Source organism: Streptomyces sp. NPDC111628 (genome assembly GCF_055635195.1).
Genome location: NZ_JBVKBZ010000001.1, coordinates 1,658,484 through 1,675,250, shown reverse-complemented (window position 1 = coordinate 1,675,250; position 16,767 = coordinate 1,658,484). Strand labels below are relative to the sequence as shown.

The following is a 16,767-nucleotide window of genomic DNA, read 5'->3' as shown; positions in this document are numbered from 1 at the left end:
CGCCGGGCGCGGGAGCCCTGCGGGGCGGGGAGCACCTGCCGCGGACAACCCCTCCGCCGAGCGCGGCGAGCCTGCCGGGACCCGCGACACCGGCGAGGGCACGGAACCCGCCGGGACTACCGCCGACGGCGACAGCGGGACGGCCGACGGCCGCTGGAGCGGCGATGGACGCGGTGCGGACGGGGTCGCGTCGGCGGAGGACGACGGAGTGAGGAGCAGTGCCCCATGAGCAGCACCATGCCCGACGGCCCACCCGACGGCACACCGGGTGGCACACCGGGTGGCACACCGGGTGGCGCTCCCGGCGCCGCGCCCCCGTTGCTGAGCGTCCGGGGGCTGCACGTCACCTTTCCCGGGCGGCGCGGGGGCGCCGCCGCGCGAGCCGTGGACGGGGTCGACCTCGACATCCGGCGGGGTGAGATCGTCGCGCTGGTCGGCGAGTCGGGCTGCGGCAAGACGACCCTCGCCCGTTCGCTGCTGGGCCTGGTCAGGCCCACCGGGGGACGCGTCACCTTCGACGGTGCCCCTCTCCGGTACTCCGCCCGGGCGCTCAAGGCGTACCGCAGACGGGCCCAGCTGGTCCTCCAGGATCCGAGCGGTTCGCTGAACCCGCGGCACACGGTGTACGACATCGTCGCCGAGGGCCTGCGCATCCACGGCCACGCCGGGGACGAGCGGACGGCGGTCGCCGAAGCGCTGTCGCGGGCCGGGCTGCGGCCGCCGGAGCGGTTCTTCCTGCGCTACCCGCACGAGCTGTCCGGCGGCCAGCGCCAGCGGGTCGTCATCGCGGGCGCGCTGGTCCTGCAACCGGAACTCCTCGTCGCCGACGAGCCGGTGGCCTCCCTCGACGCGTCGGTGCGCGGCGAGATCCTCGCGCTGCTGCTGCGGCTGCGCACCGAGCTGGGCCTGTCCGCGCTGGTGGTGACCCACGACCTCGGTCTGGCCTGGAACATCGCCGACCGGGTCGCGGTGATGTACCTCGGCCGGATCGTCGAGACGGGCGCGGTGGAGCAGGTGCTGACGGCCCCGCGGCACCCTTACACCCAGGCCCTGCTGTCCGTGCTCCCGGAGGCGCCCGGAACCCCGGTCGTGCTCACCGGCGAGCCGCCGGACCCGTCGTACATCCCCGGCGGTTGCCGCTTCCACGTCCGCTGCCCGGTGCTGGCGGGCGGCGAGGCCGCACGGGCCGGCGTCGCGGACGCCTGCCGGAACGGGGAGCTGGAGATCCTGCGCGGCGGCGACGAGTCCCAGGTCGCCTGTCACTGGGCCCGAGCGGAGCACCCCGCCACGGAACGGGCGGGCTGACACCAACGGGCAGTCCGAGGCCGCCGGGCACGCTGACGCCCGTCGGGCAGACGTGACGCCAACGAGCTCGCTGCCACCGACGGACGGGCGGGCGCCGCCGGGCAGACGGACGCCGACGGGCCGGCAGGAGCCGACGGGCACGCTGCCACCGACGGACGGGCGGGCGCCGCCGGGCAGACGGACGCCGACGGGCCGGCAGGAGCCGACGGGCACGCCGGCGCTGCCGGGCAGACGTGACGCCAACGGGCCGGTGGGAGTCGGCGGGCAGGCGAACACGCCGCCGGGTGAGGGGACGCCGCCGGGAGGGCAGGAGCCGACGGGCACGCTGCCACCGACGGACGGGCGGGAGCCGCCGGGCATGCTGGCGCCGTCGGGCTGGCGGGCGTCAGCGGGCTGGCCGGAGTCGATGGGTGAAGGGCGCCCTCAGGGCCTGGGGGCGTCCGTTGCGGTGATCTCTCGGCACCTGTCCACGTCGACGGCCATCTGCTCGAGGAGCGCGTCCAGCGTCTCGAACTTCGCCTGCCCTCGTACGAAGGCCACGAAGTCCACGGCGACGTGCAGGCCGTACAGCTCGAGGTCCACGCGGTCGATGGCGTACGCCTCGACCGTGCGCTCGGTCCCCTCGAACTGCGGGTTGGTGCCGACGGAGATCGCGGCCGGCATCGCCTCGCCCTGGGCGTGCAGCCAGCCGGCGTAGACGCCGTCGGCCGGGATCGCGGTGTGCGGGAGCGTCTCGACGTTGGCCGTCGGGAAGCCCATCTCACGGCCGCGCTGGGCACCGCGCACCACCACGCCCTCCACGCGGTGCGGGCGGCCCAGGATCTCCGCGGCGCCCCCCACGTCGCCCTCGGCCACCAGGCGGCGGGTCAGGGTGGAGGAGAACGGCTCGCCGCCGCCCGCCTCGCCGGTGACGTACAGATCGACGACCTCGACCTCGAAGTCGTAGACCTTTCCCTGCTCGACGAGGAAGTCCACGTTCCCGGCGGCCTTGTGGCCGAAGCGGAAGTTGGGGCCCTCGACGACCGCCTTCGCGCGCAGCCGGTCGACCAGGACCTTGACCACGAAGTCGGCCGCGGAGAGCTTCGAGAACTCCTTGGTGAAGGGGAGGATCAGCACCGCGTCCACGCCCAGGTCCGCCATCAGTTCGGCCCGGCGGTGGTGCGGGGCGAGCAGCGGCGGGTGGCTGCCGGGGCGGACGACCTCGCTGGGGTGCGGGTCGAAGGTGACGACGACGGCGGGGACGCCCAGCTCGCGGGCGCGGTCCACGGCATGCCTGATGATCAGCTGGTGCCCGCGGTGGACACCGTCGTAGGAGCCGATGGTGACGACGCTGCGTCCCCAGTCCTCGGGGATGTCCTCCAAGCCACGCCAGCGCTGCACTGTGTCCGCTCCTCGGTGCTTCCGTGGTTTCCATGGTTTCCGTGGTGACCCTTACGCAGGTCTAAGGGTGCCATGCCGTCCGGCTCCGGTCGGCATCGGCATCGGTGCTGTGACCGGGTGCACCCCGCGCCGCGCGCGGGCGGGTCAGGCCGGGACGCGGGCGCCCGCGAGGTGCTCGATCGTGCGGCGGGTGCTGGGGCCCACCAGCGCGGCCCAGTCCTCGGGCGCGTCGGTGAGCCAGCCGGTCAGCCGGGGGGCGAAGCCCGGGAGGTGCCGGGCCAGGTCGACGAGGCCGCGGTCGTAGCGGGTGGCGCCCTCGGGGGTGCGGACGAGGAGCAGCCCGGTGCGGTGCACGAGGGCCCGCAGCTCCGCACCGTCGCACCGGGCGGCGGCGTGCAGCAGGGCGTCCAGGACGGCGGGTTCGTGCTCGTGGGCGAAGAGGTGCTCCCGCAGTGCGCGGCGGAGCGGGGCGCTCGCCGTCGCCCCGTCGGCGGCGAGGACTCCGGCGAGTGCGGCCCGCGCCGGCTCGGGGCCGTCGTCCAGGAGGCGGGTGACGAGGGGGAGGAGTACGGCGTGGGGTGCCGGGTCCCGGTCGAGGCGCCGGTCGACGTAGGCGGCCAGGTGTCCGGCGGTCTCGGGGCGCTCGGTCACGGTCCGGGCGACGAGGGCGGCCACCCGGTGGGTCAGCGGGGGTGTGGTGGCGTCGGCGAGCCTGCGCAGTGCCTCACCGGCGTCCGGGCCGAGCAGTCGGGCCCGGAAGGCTTCGAGGACGGGCTCGGGGTGGGTCGGCAGGGCGGCGGCCACCGCGCTCGGCGGAAGGTACGGATCGCAGGCGGCGAAGAGGTCGAGGGCCGCGGGGAGGTGGCGGTCGCGACAGTCCGGGTCCTGGACGAGCAGGGCGAGCGCGCCGCCGCGCAGCGGGCTGTCGGAGGGTCCGGCGAGCAGCACCAGGGCGGCGTGGCGGAGCAGGGTGCGGTCGGCGCCGGGGCGTGCGTGCGGGGCGGTGCGCAGGCCGTGGGTGACCGCCGCGCGCTGCCGCGCGGGGCGTTCGCCGCGGGCCCACCGCTCCACCGCGCGGCAGAGTGCGGACGGCTCCTCCTCGGCCAGGACGGCGAGCAGTTCGTCGGCGCGGCGGTGGGCGCTGTCGACGAGCACCTCGGTGAGTCCGTCCAGGCCGCGGTGGCGGTGGGTGTGCAGCAGCGCCTGCGCCGCCGTCGCGACGGTGGCGTGCGGGGTGGCGGGCAGCGGCCGTTCGTCGTCGAACCAGCGGACGAGGAGCGGCTGTACGGTCGTGGGGTCGGCGACGAGCAGCCCGGCCACGGTGTCCAGGTGGCGGGGGCCTGGTTCGTGCGGCGGGCCGTCCGCGAGGACGAGGCGGCGCAGCAGGTCCAGCCGGGTGGCCTCCGGGACGCGCAGGGCCGTCCAGAACCCGGGCCCGAAGACCTGGGGCGTCGGCTCTCCGTCCCCTCCGCGCTCCGCGATGCCGTCGGCGAGGAGCCGCAGCACGTCGGTGTACGGCGTCGCGTCGGGCACGCGGGTCAGCGCCTCGGCGAGCAGCCTGGCCGCCCACCAGGAGTGCGGGTCGAGGTCCAGGGCGTGCACCAGCTCCTCCAGGGTCAGGGCGAGCTGGGGGACGCCGTGCTGGCGGGCGAGGAGCAGGAGCGCCTCGACGACGGAGCCGATGCGGTGGTGCGGGACGGGGAGGGTGTGGGTGCCGAGCGGGATGTCGCGCCGGTGGACGAGGGCGCGCAGGGCCTCGTCCAGGTCGAGGTGGGTGCCCTGGATCCAGTCGGCGAGCTCCTCGTGCGCGAAGCGGTAGCCGCTGCCCGCGGGTACGAAGAGGCCCTCGGCGAGCACGGCCGGTGCCCAGCCGGTGCCGCCGCCCAGCCGGGCCGGGGCCGGTCCGCACGGGAACAGCGTCTCGAAGGACTCCCGGTCCAGTCCGCCCTGCCCGGGTCCGAGACTGCGCCGGGCGGCCTCGTGGACCTGCCCGGAGACCTTCGCGGCGAGCCGGCGTACGGCGGTGCCGTGCGGGCCGCTCTCCCCGGCCAGGCGATTGGCGACGCGCAGGCACATCAGGTCCAGGTACGCCGTGAAGACCGCGTCCCGGGTGACGGGCACGGGGGCCGGGGAGCCGGGGAGGGCGGCCTGGATCTCCGAGAGCAGGCGGATCGTGAGGGGGTGCCCGGCGTCCGGGTCCGCCAGGGCGCCTTCCGGCACGCCGTGGCGGGCGCGCGCCTCCCGGGCCTCGTCGTCGCGCAGGTCGCCCAGGCGGACGCAGGGCGGGAGCCCGGCCTGCCCGCGGCTCCGGGCACCGCCCGCGGTCACCCGCTGTGCGGACCCAGGCCCGCCTTCAACGGTGTCCGTCCCGCCCGACGGGCCTGCGGTCGTCCCGGGCGCAGGTCGCGGCCCGACGGCGCCACCGGTACGACGCGGCCACGCCGCCGCGCCGAAGACCCCGCCACTCGCACCGAGCGCCGCCGCACCTCCGGCAGGCCCCGACCCCGGCTCCCGCAGGCCGTCCCCGGGCGAGGACACCCCGCCGATCGCCCCCGGCCAAGGCCCGGAGGCCGTGAACACCGTGGGCAACGCCACCTCCCCCGCCGCGCCGGACACCCCACCACTCGCACCGAGCGCCTGCACAGCCTCGGCAACTCCCGCCCCCGACCCCCACCCAGGCACGGCAACCTCTGCCCCGGACGGCAGCGCACCATCCGCCGCCCCCACCGCACCACCCGGAGCGGTGGACGCCCGGGGTGACGGGGCCTCCGTCGCCCACGCGGGCCGCCGTGCCGCGCCCGCATCCGCCGGGCCCGGCGACGGCAGCCCGGGGTCCGGGGCGTGCAGCAGTTCCGCCGGGAACTCCGCCCCCGCGTGCTCCCAGTACTCCGCACGGCAGGCCACCACGAGCCGTGTGCCCGTCTCCCGGAGCCAGGCGGCCGTGCGCTCGGTCCACTCGGGGAGGCGGTGGGCCAGGAGGACGGGCGGCATCTCCTCCGGGCCGTCCAGGGCGACCAGGAGGGGCCGTCCGGCGGTGCGGGCCAGGTGGGCGAGGCGTTCGGGGGTGACGTCGCCGAGGCCGACGGGGCCCGGGCGGTCCGCGTCCGGGGCGGCGACGATGCGGGCGGCCCGGGCCAGCGTCCGGCGTGCCGCGTCCGCCAGCGACATGTCGTCGTCGTGCAGATCGGCCCCGCGCAGCCAGAGCGTGGGGGCCGCCGCCGGTCCCCTGGAACGGCGGGCGGCGAGCGCCGCCAGCTCGGTCGTACGGCCGCTGCCCGGCGCGCCGACCAGGCCCAGGACGCGGGCGCCGCTCGCGGCGAAGGCGGCGAACTCGCGTGTCAGACCCGCCCGTTCGACCGGTGGCCGGGCATCGGGTCCGCCGTCCGGCCCGGCGGCGATCCCGGCTTCCGTGACCGACGTCGCCGTGAGGGCGAGCACACCGGCCAGGTTGAGGTCGGCGCCGTACGCCGGGACCGTCGCCGCGTTCTCCGCGAGCAGGTCGGCGAGCGGGCCCGCGGCCGCGCGGCGCAGCGGCACGGCGAAGCCGACGTCGCTGTGGCCGGAACTGAGGGCGGTGCCGAGGACGCCGAGGACGGCGCCGGTCGTCACGTCGAGGACGGGTCCGCCGGCCGCGCCGCCGCCGAGCCGCAGGGCGTCCCGCCCGGACGTGCCGACGGCCAGCTCGAGGGCGCCGCCGAGGAGGTGGAAGCGGTCGGTGGCGGTGTAGGTGACGTCGGTGGCGCCCAGCACCCGGGCCTCGCGCCAGCCGCCGGCGGCGATCCGGACGTAGGTCCCGGCCTCGACGCGGTCCCGCGTGCTCAGGGGCAGCGGGGCGGCGCCGAGGCCCTCGGTGCGTACGAGGGCCAGGCCGAGGGCGGGCAGCGGGACGACGTCGGCGGCGGCCACGACGCGGCGGCGGCCCCCGGCGGTGCTCAGGACCAGCCGGGGCAGGCCGTCGACCGCTTCGTGGCTGGTGAGCACGGTGCCGTGGTGGTCGGCGACGCATCCCGTGCCGCGGGGGCGGCCGGCGAGGTCGTGGACGCGGATCAGGGCGGCGTCGCATGCGTCGGGCCGCGCCGGGTCGGCCGCCCGGACGGCCGGGGGCCCGCCTCGCGCCTCCCGGGGGCCGTCCACGGGCCGCTCTCCCGCCCTGCCGCCCGTCGCCTCCCGGGACCGGTTCCGCGACGCCATCGTCGAACCTCCCCGCCGTACACCCGTGCTGTGTGTTCGACGGTAGGCGCGTGATGATCAGCGGGACAGAGCCCCTGGCGAACGCGCCCCCTTCCACTCCCCCGGTTCACTCCGAGCGCCTGCCCGGACGGGTGAACAGAAGGGGTGGGTTGGATACACCCTAGGGGGTGGGGGAACCGAGGGGGGACCGTGGAGCGGCGACAGTGGCAGTCCCCGTGTGCGCCGCTCCACGGGCGGACCCGACGGTGTGTGGGCTCAGCCGAAGACGGCCAGGCTCTTCGCCTTGCCCTTGTGCTCCTCGACGAGGGCGAGAAGGCGCCCCTCGGGATCGAAGACGGCGACGGCACCGACGCCCGTGTACTCCTCGGGCATCTCCAGCCGTACGCCGTTGGTGAGCAGCCTGGCCCGCCTGGCGTCCACCCCCCAGCGCGGGAAGGCGGCGCCGGCCGCGTCCGCGACGGGCATGACGGTGAGCTCCTGCTGGAGCTGGTCCAGGGTCCGGGCGCCGTCCAGCTTGTACGGCCCGACGCGGGTGCGGCGCAGCGCCGTGAGGTGCCCGCCAACGCCGAGTCCGGCGCCCAGGTCGCGGGCCAGCGCCCGGATGTAGGTGCCGGACGAGCAGGTCACCGAGACCACCAGGTCCAGGACCGGGGTGCCGTCGTCGGCGACGGCGTCCCGGACGTCGTAGACCGCGAAGGAGGAGACGGTGACGGGGCGGGCGGGGATCTCGAACTCCTCGCCCTCGCGCGCCCGCTTGTAGGAGCGCACGCCCTTGATCTTGATGGCGCTGACCTTGGACGGCACCTGCATGATGGCGCCGCTCAGCTCGGCGACGCCGGCGTCGATCGCCTCCCGGGTGACCTTCGAGGCGTCCCGCGACCCCGTGATCTCGCCCTCGGCGTCGTCGGTGAGCGTCGTCTGCCCGAGCCTGATCGTGCCCAGGTACTCCTTCTCGGTGAGGGCGAGGTGCCCGAGGAGCTTGGTGGCCCGCTCCACACCGAGGACCAGGACGCCCGTCGCCATCGGGTCGAGCGTGCCGGCGTGCCCGACGCGCCGGGTGCGGGCGATGCCCCGCATCTTGGCGACGACGTCGTGCGAAGTGAAGCCCGACGGCTTGTCGACGATGACAAGGCCGTCGGGCGTGGTGTGCTTCTCGGTCATTTAGCGGTGTCGTCCGTCTCGTCGGCCTCGACGGCGCCTTCGGTGTCGGTCTCGTCCTCGCCCGGCTTGCGGTACGGGTCCGCGTCACCGGCGTACGCGGCGCCCGCGGACGCCTCGCGCACCTTCTCGTCGGACTGCCGCGCCTTGTCGAGGAGGTCCTCGATGTTGCGGGCGGTGTCCGGCAGGGCGTCCATGACGAAGGTCAGGGTCGGCGTGAACTTCACGCCGGCCGCCTTGCCCACCTCGGAGCGCAGGATGCCCTTGGCGCTCTCCAGGCCCGCCGTGGCGGCCTTCCGCTCCTCGTCGTCCCCGTAGACCGTGTAGAAGACGGTCGCCTCCCGCAGGTCACCGGTGACCCGCGTGTCCGTGATGGTGACGTGCGAGCCGAGCCGCGGGTCCTTGATCCCGCGCTGCAGCTTCTGGGCCACCACCTCTCGGATGAGGTCCGCCAGCCTTTTCGCCCGCGCGTTGTCGGCCACTGGTCCGTCTCCCGTTCTTTCTTCTCTTGCCTGATCCGGCTTCCGGCTTCTTCGTGCCCGATCCGGTCTTCTGCCCGTTCTGGTCAGTCGTCGTCGCCGTGGAAGCGCCGCCTGACGGACAGCAGTTCCACCTCGGGTCGGCCGGCCACCAGCCGCTCGCACCGGTCGAGCACGTCGCTGAGGTGGCCCGCGTCGCCGGACACCAGGGCCAGGCCGACGACGGCCCGGCGGTGGAGGTTCATGTGCTCCACCTCCGCCGCGCTCACCGCGTACTTCCGCTGGAGTTCGGCGACGATCGGGCGGACGACGGAGCGCTTCTCCTTCAGCGAATGTACGTCGCCGAGGAGGAGGTCGAAGGACAGCGTCCCCACATACATGTACAACCGGTTCACCCGCCGGTCCGGGATCGATGGCCCCGCCGCGAACGGGCGGGATCATCTGAACCGTACAACGAACGGCCGGGGCCGATCGACGGATATTGTGCTCCGCCGACCGGCCCCGGACCGGTCACTCCCGGAAGTCGCGGTACTTACACCCGCGGCTTCTCGCGCATCTCGTACGTCGCGATGACGTCGTCGACCTTGATGTCGTTGAAGTTTCCGAGGTTGATACCGCCCTCGAAGCCTTCGCGGATCTCGGTGACGTCGTCCTTGAAGCGACGCAGGCCCACGATGTTGAGGCTCTCCGCGATGACCTTGCCATCGCGCAGCAGACGCGCCTTGGTGTTGCGCTTGACCTCGCCGGAACGGATGAGGACACCCGCGATGTTGCCCAGCTTGGAGGAGCGGAAGATCTCGCGGATCTCCGCCGTGCCCAGCTCGACCTCTTCGTACTCCGGCTTGAGCATGCCCTTGAGGGCCGCCTCGATCTCCTCGATCGCCTGGTAGATGACCGAGTAGTACCGGACGTCCACGCCTTCGCGCTCGGCCATCTGCGCGGCACGCCCTGCGGCGCGCACGTTGAAGCCGATCACGATGGCGTCGGAGCCCATCGCCAGATCGATGTCGGACTCCGTGACCGCACCGACACCGCGGTGCAGGACGCGGATGTCGACCTCTTCGCCGACGTCCAGCTGGAGCAGGGAGGATTCCAGTGCCTCGACCGATCCGGACGCGTCGCCCTTGATGATCAGGTTCAGCTGCTGGACCTCGCCGGCCTTGAGCACCTTGTCCAGGTCCTCCAGGGACACGCGACGCGTGCGCTTGGCGAACGCGGCGTTCCGCTCGCGGGCGGCGCGCTTCTCCGCGATCTGGCGGGCCGTACGGTCCTCCTCGACCACGATGAAGTTGTCACCGGCGCCCGGGACGTTGGTCAGGCCCAGGACCTGGACCGGCGTCGAAGGACCGGCCTCGGCGACGTTGTTGCCGTTGTCGTCGAGCATGGCGCGGACGCGGCCGTAGGCGTCGCCCACCACCATCGTGTCGCCGACCCGCAGGGTGCCTCGCTGCACGAGGACCGTCGCCACGGCACCGCGGCCGCGGTCGAGACGGGACTCGATCGAGATGCCCTGCGCGTCCTGGTCCGGGTTGGCCCGCAGGTCGAGCGAGGCGTCGGCCGTGAGGATCACGGCCTCCAGCAGCGAGTCGATGTTCTGACCCTGCTTGGCGGAGATGTCGACGAACATGGTGTCGCCGCCGAACTCCTCGGCCACCAGGCCGTACTCGGTCAGCTGACCGCGCACCTTGGTCGGGTCGGCACCCTCGACGTCGATCTTGTTGACCGCGACGACGATCGGTACGTCGGCCGCCTGGGCGTGGTTGAGCGCCTCGACCGTCTGCGGCATGACGCCGTCGTTGGCCGCGACGACCAGGATCGCGATGTCGGTCGACCGCGCACCACGGGCACGCATGGCGGTGAACGCCTCGTGACCCGGGGTGTCGATGAAGGTGATCTTGCGATCCTCTTCGTTGACCTCGGTCGCGACCTGGTAGGCACCGATGTGCTGGGTGATGCCGCCGGCCTCGCCCGCGATGACGTTCGTCTTGCGGATGGCGTCGAGCAGTCGGGTCTTGCCGTGGTCGACGTGACCCATGACGGTCACGACCGGCGGACGGACGACCAGGTCCTCGTCGGAGCCCTCGTCCTCGCCGAACTCCAGGTCGAAGGACTCGAGCAGCTCGCGGTCCTCCTCCTCCGGGCTGACGATCTGAACCGTGTAGTTCATCTCGCCGGCGAGGAGCTGGAGCGTCTCGTCGGAGACGGACTGGGTCGCGGTGACCATCTCGCCGAGGTTCATCATGACCGCGACGAGCGACGCCGGGTTGGCGTTGATCTTCTCCGCGAAGTCGGTGAGCGACGCACCGCGCGACAGGCGAATGGTCTCGCCGTTGCCGCGAGGCAGCATCACGCCGCCGACCGACGGGGCCTGCATGGCCTCGTACTCCTGGCGCCTCTGCCGCTTCGACTTGCGACCGCGACGCGCGGGACCGCCGGGACGACCGAAGGCGCCCTGCGTGCCACCACGGCCACCGGGACCGCCGGGACGACCGCCGAAGCCGGGACGGCCACCGCCGCCGCCGAAGCCGCCGCCGCCACCGGGACGACCGGCGAAACCGCCGCCGCCACCCGGACGACCGCCACCGCCGCCACCGCCGGGACGACCGGCGAAGCCGCCGCCACCGGGACGACCGCCGCCGCCGGGACGACCGGCACCGCCGGGACCGCGACCGCCGCCACCGGGGCCGGGACGCGGGCCCGCAGCGGGACGCTGCGGCATCATGCCGGGGTTCGGACGCGGGCCGCCGCCGGGACGGGGACCGGCGCCGCCGCCCTGCGGACGCGGCATCGAGCCCGGGCTCGGACGGTTGCCGCCCGGAGCCTGGGGACGGGGACCGCCGCCCTGGCCGCCGGGACCCTGCGGACGGGGACCGCCGCCGGGAGCACCACCGGGACCGCCCGGGCGGGGCCCGCCCTGCGGGCGGGGCGCCTGCGGGCGCGCCATGCCGGCGTTGCCGCCGGAGGTGAAGGGGTTGTTACCCGGACGCGGACCGCCAGGACGGCCGCCGGGACGCTGCGCCGGGGCACCGGGACGCTGGCCGCCGGGACGGCCCTGGCCGCCCTGCTGGCCACGGTCCTGACCCGGACCGGACGGACGGGCACCGCCGGGCTTGGGGGCACCGGGACGCGCACCGCCGGGCTTCGGACCGGACGCAGCCGGGGCCGGAGTCGACGGAGCGGCCGGAGCCGCCGGCGGAGCGGTGAACTCCGGCGCGGCCGGGGCCGGACGCGGCGCGGGCTTGGGGCCCGGCGTCGGACGCGGACCCTGCGACGGAGCCGGCGCGGGGGCCGACTGAGCCGCGGGCTGCTCGACAGCCGCGGGCTGCTCGGCACCCGCGGGCTTGGGTGCGGCCGGCGGCCGCGGGGCAGCCGGACGTGCCGCCTGCGCCGGGGACGGCGCCGACGGCCTGGGGGCGGCCTTCTTCGGGGCCGCGGGGCGGCCGGCGGCACGGCCGTTGCCGCCACCCTGCTGGAATGCGTCTGTCAGCTTGCGTACTACGGGCGCTTCGATGGTCGAAGACGCCGAACGGACGAATTCACCGAGTTCCTGGAGCTTGGCCATGACGACCTTGCTCTCGACGCCGAACTCCTTGGCGAGTTCGTAGACCCGGACCTTAGCCACTTCGCTCCTCTGAGGTCCGGGTTGCGTCCGGACCGTCGCTAGTTCATGGGCGTACTCATCGCGTACTCATCGAGTGCTCATCGCAATCTCGACCTGCTTTCGACTCGCGAGGTACCAAGCCGTGCGGGGTTCCGCGCGGCATGTCTTCCTTACCACGTTGCTCACATGCTGCTTTCAGCAACCTTGCTGCAACCTTCTGCCTGCTCGACGTAGTGGCGCAACGCCTTTACGTCGAGCGGACCCGGGACGCGGAGCGCCCGCGGAAACGCCTTGCGGCGCACCGCCTGGTCGACACACTCCGGTGCGGGGTGTACGTACGCACCCCGGCCGGGCAGCGTACCGCGTGGATCAGGGGTGCAATGACCCTCGACCGCCACGGTGCGCAGCAGCTCGCTCTTGACCGCTCGCTCCCGGCACCCCACGCAGGTGCGCTCGGGGCATGCTCCGGTACGTGTCCGGCCAGACACTCCTAAGTCTACCTCCCCGGACCGACCTCACCCCTTCGGGGCAAGAATCGAACACGTGCCGCACCCAAAGCTGTCGTGATCTCAGCGGCGTGCGGCTTGGATCTATTCCCCGCGGCCGCCGGACGACTGCTCCGGCGACGCGTCGGAGGGCTGCTCGGTGTCGGGGCGGATGTCGATCCGCCAGCCGGTCAGCCGGGCCGCGAGCCGGGCGTTCTGGCCTTCCTTGCCGATGGCGAGCGACAGCTGGTAGTCGGGCACGATCACGCGCGCGGAGCGGGCCGCCAGGTCCACGACCTCCACCTTGGAGACGCGGGCCGGGGAGAGCGCGTTCGCGACCATCTCGGCCGGGTCGTCCGACCAGTCGACGATGTCGATCTTCTCGCCGTTCAGCTCGCCCATGACGTTGCGCACCCGGCCGCCCATGGGGCCGATGCAGGCGCCCTTCGCGTTCAGGCCCGAGCGGGTGGAGCGTACGGCGATCTTGGTGCGGTGGCCGGCCTCGCGGGCGATCGCGGAGATCTCGACGGATCCGTCGGCGATCTCCGGCACCTCCAGGGCGAAGAGCTTCTTCACCAGGTTGGGGTGCGTGCGGGAGAGCGTCACGGAGGGGCCCCGTACGCCCTTGGCCACCCGGACCACGTACGAGCGCAGGCGCGTGCCGTGCGGGTAGGTCTCGCCGGGCACCTGCTCCTGCACCGGCAGGATGGCCTCCAGCTTGCCGATGTCCACCAGCACGTTCTTCGGGTCGCGGCCCTGCTGGACCACGCCGGTGACGATGTCGCCCTCACGGCCGGCGTACTCGCCGAGCGTCGCGTCGTCCTCGGCGTCGCGCAGCCGCTGCAGGATGACCTGCTTGGCGGTGGTGGCGGCGATGCGGCCGAAGTCGGACGGGGTGTCGTCGAACTCGCGGGCCGCCTGGCCCTCCTCGAGGTCGTCCGGGTCCTCCTTCGCCCACACGGTCACATGGCCGGTGTTCCGGTCGAGCTCCACGCGCGCGTGCCGGCGGCTTCCCTCGGTGCGGTGGTAGGCGATGAGGAGGGCCGACTCGATCGCTTCGACCAGCAGGTCGAAGGAGATCTCCTTCTCCCGTACCAAGCCCCGCAGGGCGCTCATGTCGATGTCCACGGCTACGCCTCCTCCTCTTCCGTCTTGTTGTCGTTCTTGCGGTTGAACTCGACCTGGACGCGTGCCTTGTCGATGTCGCCGAAGGGCAGTCTGCGGGTGGTGGCCTTGCGGCCCTTCACCCCTGGTACTTCGAGGTCTAGTCCGTCCTCGTCCACGGCGAGGATGCGGGCGACCAGTTCGCCGCCCTCGTGCAGCTGGAACCGGACCAGGCGGTCCGTGGCGCGCACGTAGTGGCGGTGCTGGGTGAGGGAGCGCTCCGCGCCGGGGGTGCCGACCTCGAGGGTGTACTCCCCCTCGCCCATCGCGTCGGTCTCGTCGAGCTTCGCCGAGAGCGCGCGGCTCACATCGGCGATCCGGTCCAGGTCCGCTCCGGTGTCGGAGTCCACGACCACGCTCAGCACACGCCTGCGGCCGACCGAGTCCACCGCGATCTCTTCGAGGTCCAGTCCCTGGGAGGCGACGAGCGGCTCAAGCAGCTCTCGCAGCCTCTCGCTCTGGGTGGTGCTCATCCGGGTGACTCCTCGGCCGCGTGTGCTGTTGTGGGACGGTGCGCGTGTCTGGTCAAAGGGTATCCGGTCGCGGGGGGTGTTGCCGTCCACCCGGGTCCGGCGGTGCCGGTGAGTGGTGGCCGGGCGGGGCACGGGTACCGTGATCACGGGCGGGCGGGATTGTGGGTTCCGGCTCGTTGATCGTCGGTCTGCTTCTCTTTCGTTGTTGGTCTGCTTCTCTTTCGTCGTTGGTCTGCTTCTCTTTCGTCGTCGCTTTGTCGTCTTGTCGTTGTTTCCGTACGAGCCTGTCGAGGACGTCTGTCGTGTCGCTTTCCCCATCGCCGCGCCTGCCCCGGGGGCCGCGCAGAAGGAGCCTGCTCGCGTCGGCCGCCGGGGCCGCCCTGCTCGCCGGCTGTACCGGAGGGTCGGGCTCCGGCGAGGCGGGGGCCGGACCGTCGGCTGTCGAGCGCGCCCGCGCGCGTGCGGCCCGGGACAGTGAGGAACTGGCCGCGCGGTACGCGGCCGTGATCGCGGCACATCCGGGGCTGGCGGAGCGGCTGGAGCCGCTGCGGGAGGAGGTCGTGCGGCACGTCGAGGCGTTCGGCGGCGTGCGGGTGGCCTCGCCGACGGCGGCGGGTACGGCGGCGTCGCCTTCGGCCTCCGTTCGGGCTGCCGGGCCGGGGGATGACTCCGGTGGCTCTGATGGCTCCGGGGTCGTGCCCTCGGACGAGAAGGGGGCCTTGGCCCTGCTCGCGGGGGCCGAGCGGAAGCTGGCCGACCGGCGGGCCGGGGCGCTGCTCGACGTGCCGGGTGAGTCGGCGCGGCTGCTGGCCTCCGTCGCGGCGGCCGGGGCGGCGCACGTGTTTCTGCTGACGGAGGGCTGACGGGTGGGCAAGGCGGAGGACGGGCGGCTGGACGCGCTCCAGGCGGCGCTGGCTGCGGAGCACGCGGCCGTGTACGGCTACGGGGTCGTCGGCGGGCGGATCGGTGAGGAACGGCGTAACGAGGCGCGGACGGCGTACGACGCGCACCGGGCGCGGCGGGACGCGCTGGCACGCGAGGTGCGGGACCTGGGCGGCGAACCGGTCGCCGCGGCGGCGGGGTACGCGCTCCCCTTCTCGGTGCCGGACACGGCGGCGGCGGTGCGGCTGGCGGCGGAGCTGGAGGACCGGGTGGCCGGGGTCTACTCCGACCTGGTGCGGGCGGCCGAGGGCGACGGGCGGGCCTCGGCGGCCGGGGCGCTGCGCGAGGCGGCGGTCCGCGCGGTGCGCTGGCGGGGCGGGAGCGTAGCCTTCCCTGGGCTCGCCGAGCGGGTCGGCTCGCCGACCGGGCGGGGGGCCGCTCCGGATGCCTCCGACACGGCGGCGGCGACGGCTTCACCGACTGCGTAACGCGTACGGCTTTCCGTACGGGAAGGGAACGGCTCGCGCATGGCTTTCGAACCGCCGCGGCGTTTGGTCAGGGCGTTCGGCGAGACGGCACCGGAGGGTGACGACTGGTTGGCGACGCTGCCCGAAGTGGCGGAGCGGGCGGTTGCGCGGCGGGGGTTGACGGTGGAGCGGGTGCAGGTGCCCGGGGGGCGCAGCAGCCTGGTGGTGCTGGTGCGGACGGTGGAGGGGGCGCCGGCGGTGCTGAAGCTCGCCCCGCGCCGGGCGCGGCCGGAGAGCGAGCGGGCGGCGCTCGTGCACTGGGGTGGGCGGGGTGCCGTGCAGGTGCGGGAGGAGGGGGCCGAGGAGGGCGTGCTGCTGCTGGAGCGGCTGCATCCGGACGTGTCGGTGCGGTCGTTGCCGGAGGCGAAGGCGTTGCTGGAGGCCGCGGGGACGCTGCGGCGGTTGTGGGTGGAGCCGCCGGGTTCCCATCCGTTCGAGACGGTGGCCGAGCGGACGGGGCGGCAGGCGGAGGCGATGCGGGCGGGAGCGGCGGCGGATGCCGAGGTGGCGCCGCTGGTGGACGCGGCGCTCGCGGTGCGTGCGGAGCTGTTGGCGGGGCCGTCGGAGCAGCGGCTGCTGCACGGGACGTTCCGGCAGAGCAAGGTGCTCGCCGGGGATCGGATGCCGTGGCTGGCGGTGGGGCCCGATCCGGTGGTCGGGGAGAGTGCGTTCGATCTGGCGCGGCTGGTGCGGGACCGGGTGGAGGATCTGATCGCGCAGCCGTCGGGGGCGTCGACGACTCGGCGGCGGATCAAGCGGCTCGCGGAGTCGCTGGAGGTTGATCAGGAGCGGCTGCGCGGCTGGACGCTGTTCCGGGCGGTGGAGTCGGGGGTGCGGGCCCGGCGGGTGGGGCGTGAGCGGGACGCGGAGCTGTTGTTGGAGTTCGCGGGCTGGTTGTGACGGTGCGGGTGCCTGCGGCGCCTGTGCGAGTGCGGTGGGGGTGCGGGCAGCGCCGTGGGTTCGGTGGGTGGGTCGGGGCCGCGCCGGGGGGTGTCCGTCCTCGGAACGGCGCGGAATCGGTCACTTGAAAAGGCTCGGGGCGTTGACGCGCCAACCGCTGCGGGCGGACACCCCCCGACACGCCCCCTTCTCGCCGTACGCGGCCGCGGCCCGCCGTCCTCC

13 protein-coding genes are annotated in these 16,767 nt (G+C 74.3%); 4 read left to right on the top strand and 9 right to left on the bottom strand.

Annotation, left to right across the window (positions count from 1 at the left end; all coding sequences use genetic code 11):
- Nucleotides 1–225 precede the first annotated feature (225 nt).
- On the top strand, nucleotides 226–1,305 hold the full coding sequence (locus ACZ7MF_RS07990) for an ABC transporter ATP-binding protein (protein ID WP_471475138.1): 1,080 nt from the start codon (nucleotides 226–228) through the stop codon (nucleotides 1,303–1,305).
- A 423-nt stretch (nucleotides 1,306–1,728) separates the two neighbouring features.
- On the opposite strand, the gene ACZ7MF_RS07985 is transcribed toward ACZ7MF_RS07990, so the two are convergent.
- The 9 genes from ACZ7MF_RS07985 to rimP all read right to left on the bottom strand — a co-directional run bounded on the left by ACZ7MF_RS07985 (nucleotide 1,729) and on the right by rimP (nucleotide 14,236).
- Nucleotides 1,729–2,685, bottom strand: coding sequence for a bifunctional riboflavin kinase/FAD synthetase (locus tag ACZ7MF_RS07985; protein ID WP_471475137.1), 957 nt, complete (start codon nucleotides 2,683–2,685; stop codon nucleotides 1,729–1,731).
- A 144-nt stretch (nucleotides 2,686–2,829) separates the two neighbouring features.
- The gene (locus tag ACZ7MF_RS07980) at nucleotides 2,830–6,876 is read right to left on the bottom strand and encodes a hypothetical protein (protein WP_471475136.1); all 4,047 of its coding nucleotides are present in this window, start codon (nucleotides 6,874–6,876) and stop codon (nucleotides 2,830–2,832) included.
- A 255-nt stretch (nucleotides 6,877–7,131) separates the two neighbouring features.
- Nucleotides 7,132–8,037, bottom strand: a complete 906-nt coding sequence (truB, locus tag ACZ7MF_RS07975; protein WP_356866934.1) for a tRNA pseudouridine(55) synthase TruB — start codon at nucleotides 8,035–8,037, stop codon at nucleotides 7,132–7,134.
- Nucleotides 8,034–8,516 (bottom strand): 30S ribosome-binding factor RbfA, encoded by a 483-nt coding sequence (gene rbfA / locus ACZ7MF_RS07970; protein WP_471475134.1) that lies wholly within the window; start codon nucleotides 8,514–8,516, stop codon nucleotides 8,034–8,036. The genes truB and rbfA overlap by 4 nt, the downstream gene beginning before the upstream one ends.
- A gap of 83 nt (nucleotides 8,517–8,599) precedes the next feature.
- Nucleotides 8,600–8,893 carry a DUF503 domain-containing protein gene (locus ACZ7MF_RS07965; RefSeq protein WP_003973319.1) on the bottom strand — a complete coding sequence of 98 codons (294 nt, stop codon included), beginning with the start codon at nucleotides 8,891–8,893 and terminating at the stop codon, nucleotides 8,600–8,602.
- A gap of 152 nt (nucleotides 8,894–9,045) precedes the next feature.
- Nucleotides 9,046–12,135 carry a translation initiation factor IF-2 gene (gene infB / locus ACZ7MF_RS07960; RefSeq protein WP_471475133.1) on the bottom strand — a complete coding sequence of 1,030 codons (3,090 nt, stop codon included), beginning with the start codon at nucleotides 12,133–12,135 and terminating at the stop codon, nucleotides 9,046–9,048.
- A 161-nt stretch (nucleotides 12,136–12,296) separates the two neighbouring features.
- A complete protein-coding gene (locus ACZ7MF_RS07955; protein ID WP_356866940.1) occupies nucleotides 12,297–12,602 on the bottom strand; it encodes a YlxR family protein in 306 nt (101 codons plus the stop codon).
- 102 nt (nucleotides 12,603–12,704) lie between these two features.
- Complete coding sequence (nusA, locus tag ACZ7MF_RS07950; RefSeq protein WP_471475131.1) at nucleotides 12,705–13,727, bottom strand: transcription termination factor NusA; 1,023 nt, start codon at nucleotides 13,725–13,727, stop codon at nucleotides 12,705–12,707.
- Between the two features lie 2 nt (nucleotides 13,728–13,729).
- The gene (rimP, locus tag ACZ7MF_RS07945; protein WP_361865246.1) at nucleotides 13,730–14,236 is read right to left on the bottom strand and encodes a ribosome maturation factor RimP; all 507 of its coding nucleotides are present in this window, start codon (nucleotides 14,234–14,236) and stop codon (nucleotides 13,730–13,732) included.
- Nucleotides 14,237–14,538: 302 nt separating this feature from the next.
- On the opposite strand from rimP, the gene ACZ7MF_RS07940 reads away from it, so the two are divergent.
- From ACZ7MF_RS07940 to ACZ7MF_RS07930, 3 genes are read left to right on the top strand one after another with little or no spacing between them, the layout of a single operon-like run.
- A complete protein-coding gene (locus ACZ7MF_RS07940) occupies nucleotides 14,539–15,099 on the top strand; it encodes a hypothetical protein (RefSeq protein ID WP_471475130.1) in 561 nt (186 codons plus the stop codon).
- A 3-nt stretch (nucleotides 15,100–15,102) separates the two neighbouring features.
- Entirely contained in the window at nucleotides 15,103–15,606 is a 504-nt protein-coding gene (locus ACZ7MF_RS07935; RefSeq protein ID WP_471475129.1) for a ferritin-like domain-containing protein, read from the top strand.
- A gap of 39 nt (nucleotides 15,607–15,645) precedes the next feature.
- A complete protein-coding gene (locus ACZ7MF_RS07930) occupies nucleotides 15,646–16,545 on the top strand; it encodes an aminoglycoside phosphotransferase family protein (protein WP_471475127.1) in 900 nt (299 codons plus the stop codon).
- Nucleotides 16,546–16,767 lie beyond the last annotated feature (222 nt).

Coding starts and splice junctions, on each gene's coding strand:
- ACZ7MF_RS07990 (WP_471475138.1), top strand. CDS start 226: ATGAGCAGCACCATGCCCGACGGCCCACCCGACGGCACACCGGGTGGC.
- ACZ7MF_RS07980 (WP_471475136.1), bottom strand. CDS start 6,876: ATGGCGTCGCGGAACCGGTCCCGGGAGGCGACGGGCGGCAGGGCGGGA.
- truB (WP_356866934.1), bottom strand. CDS start 8,037: ATGACCGAGAAGCACACCACGCCCGACGGCCTTGTCATCGTCGACAAG.
- ACZ7MF_RS07965 (WP_003973319.1), bottom strand. CDS start 8,893: ATGTATGTGGGGACGCTGTCCTTCGACCTCCTCCTCGGCGACGTACAT.
- rimP (WP_361865246.1), bottom strand. CDS start 14,236: ATGAGCACCACCCAGAGCGAGAGGCTGCGAGAGCTGCTTGAGCCGCTC.
- ACZ7MF_RS07930 (WP_471475127.1), top strand. CDS start 15,646: ATGGCTTTCGAACCGCCGCGGCGTTTGGTCAGGGCGTTCGGCGAGACG.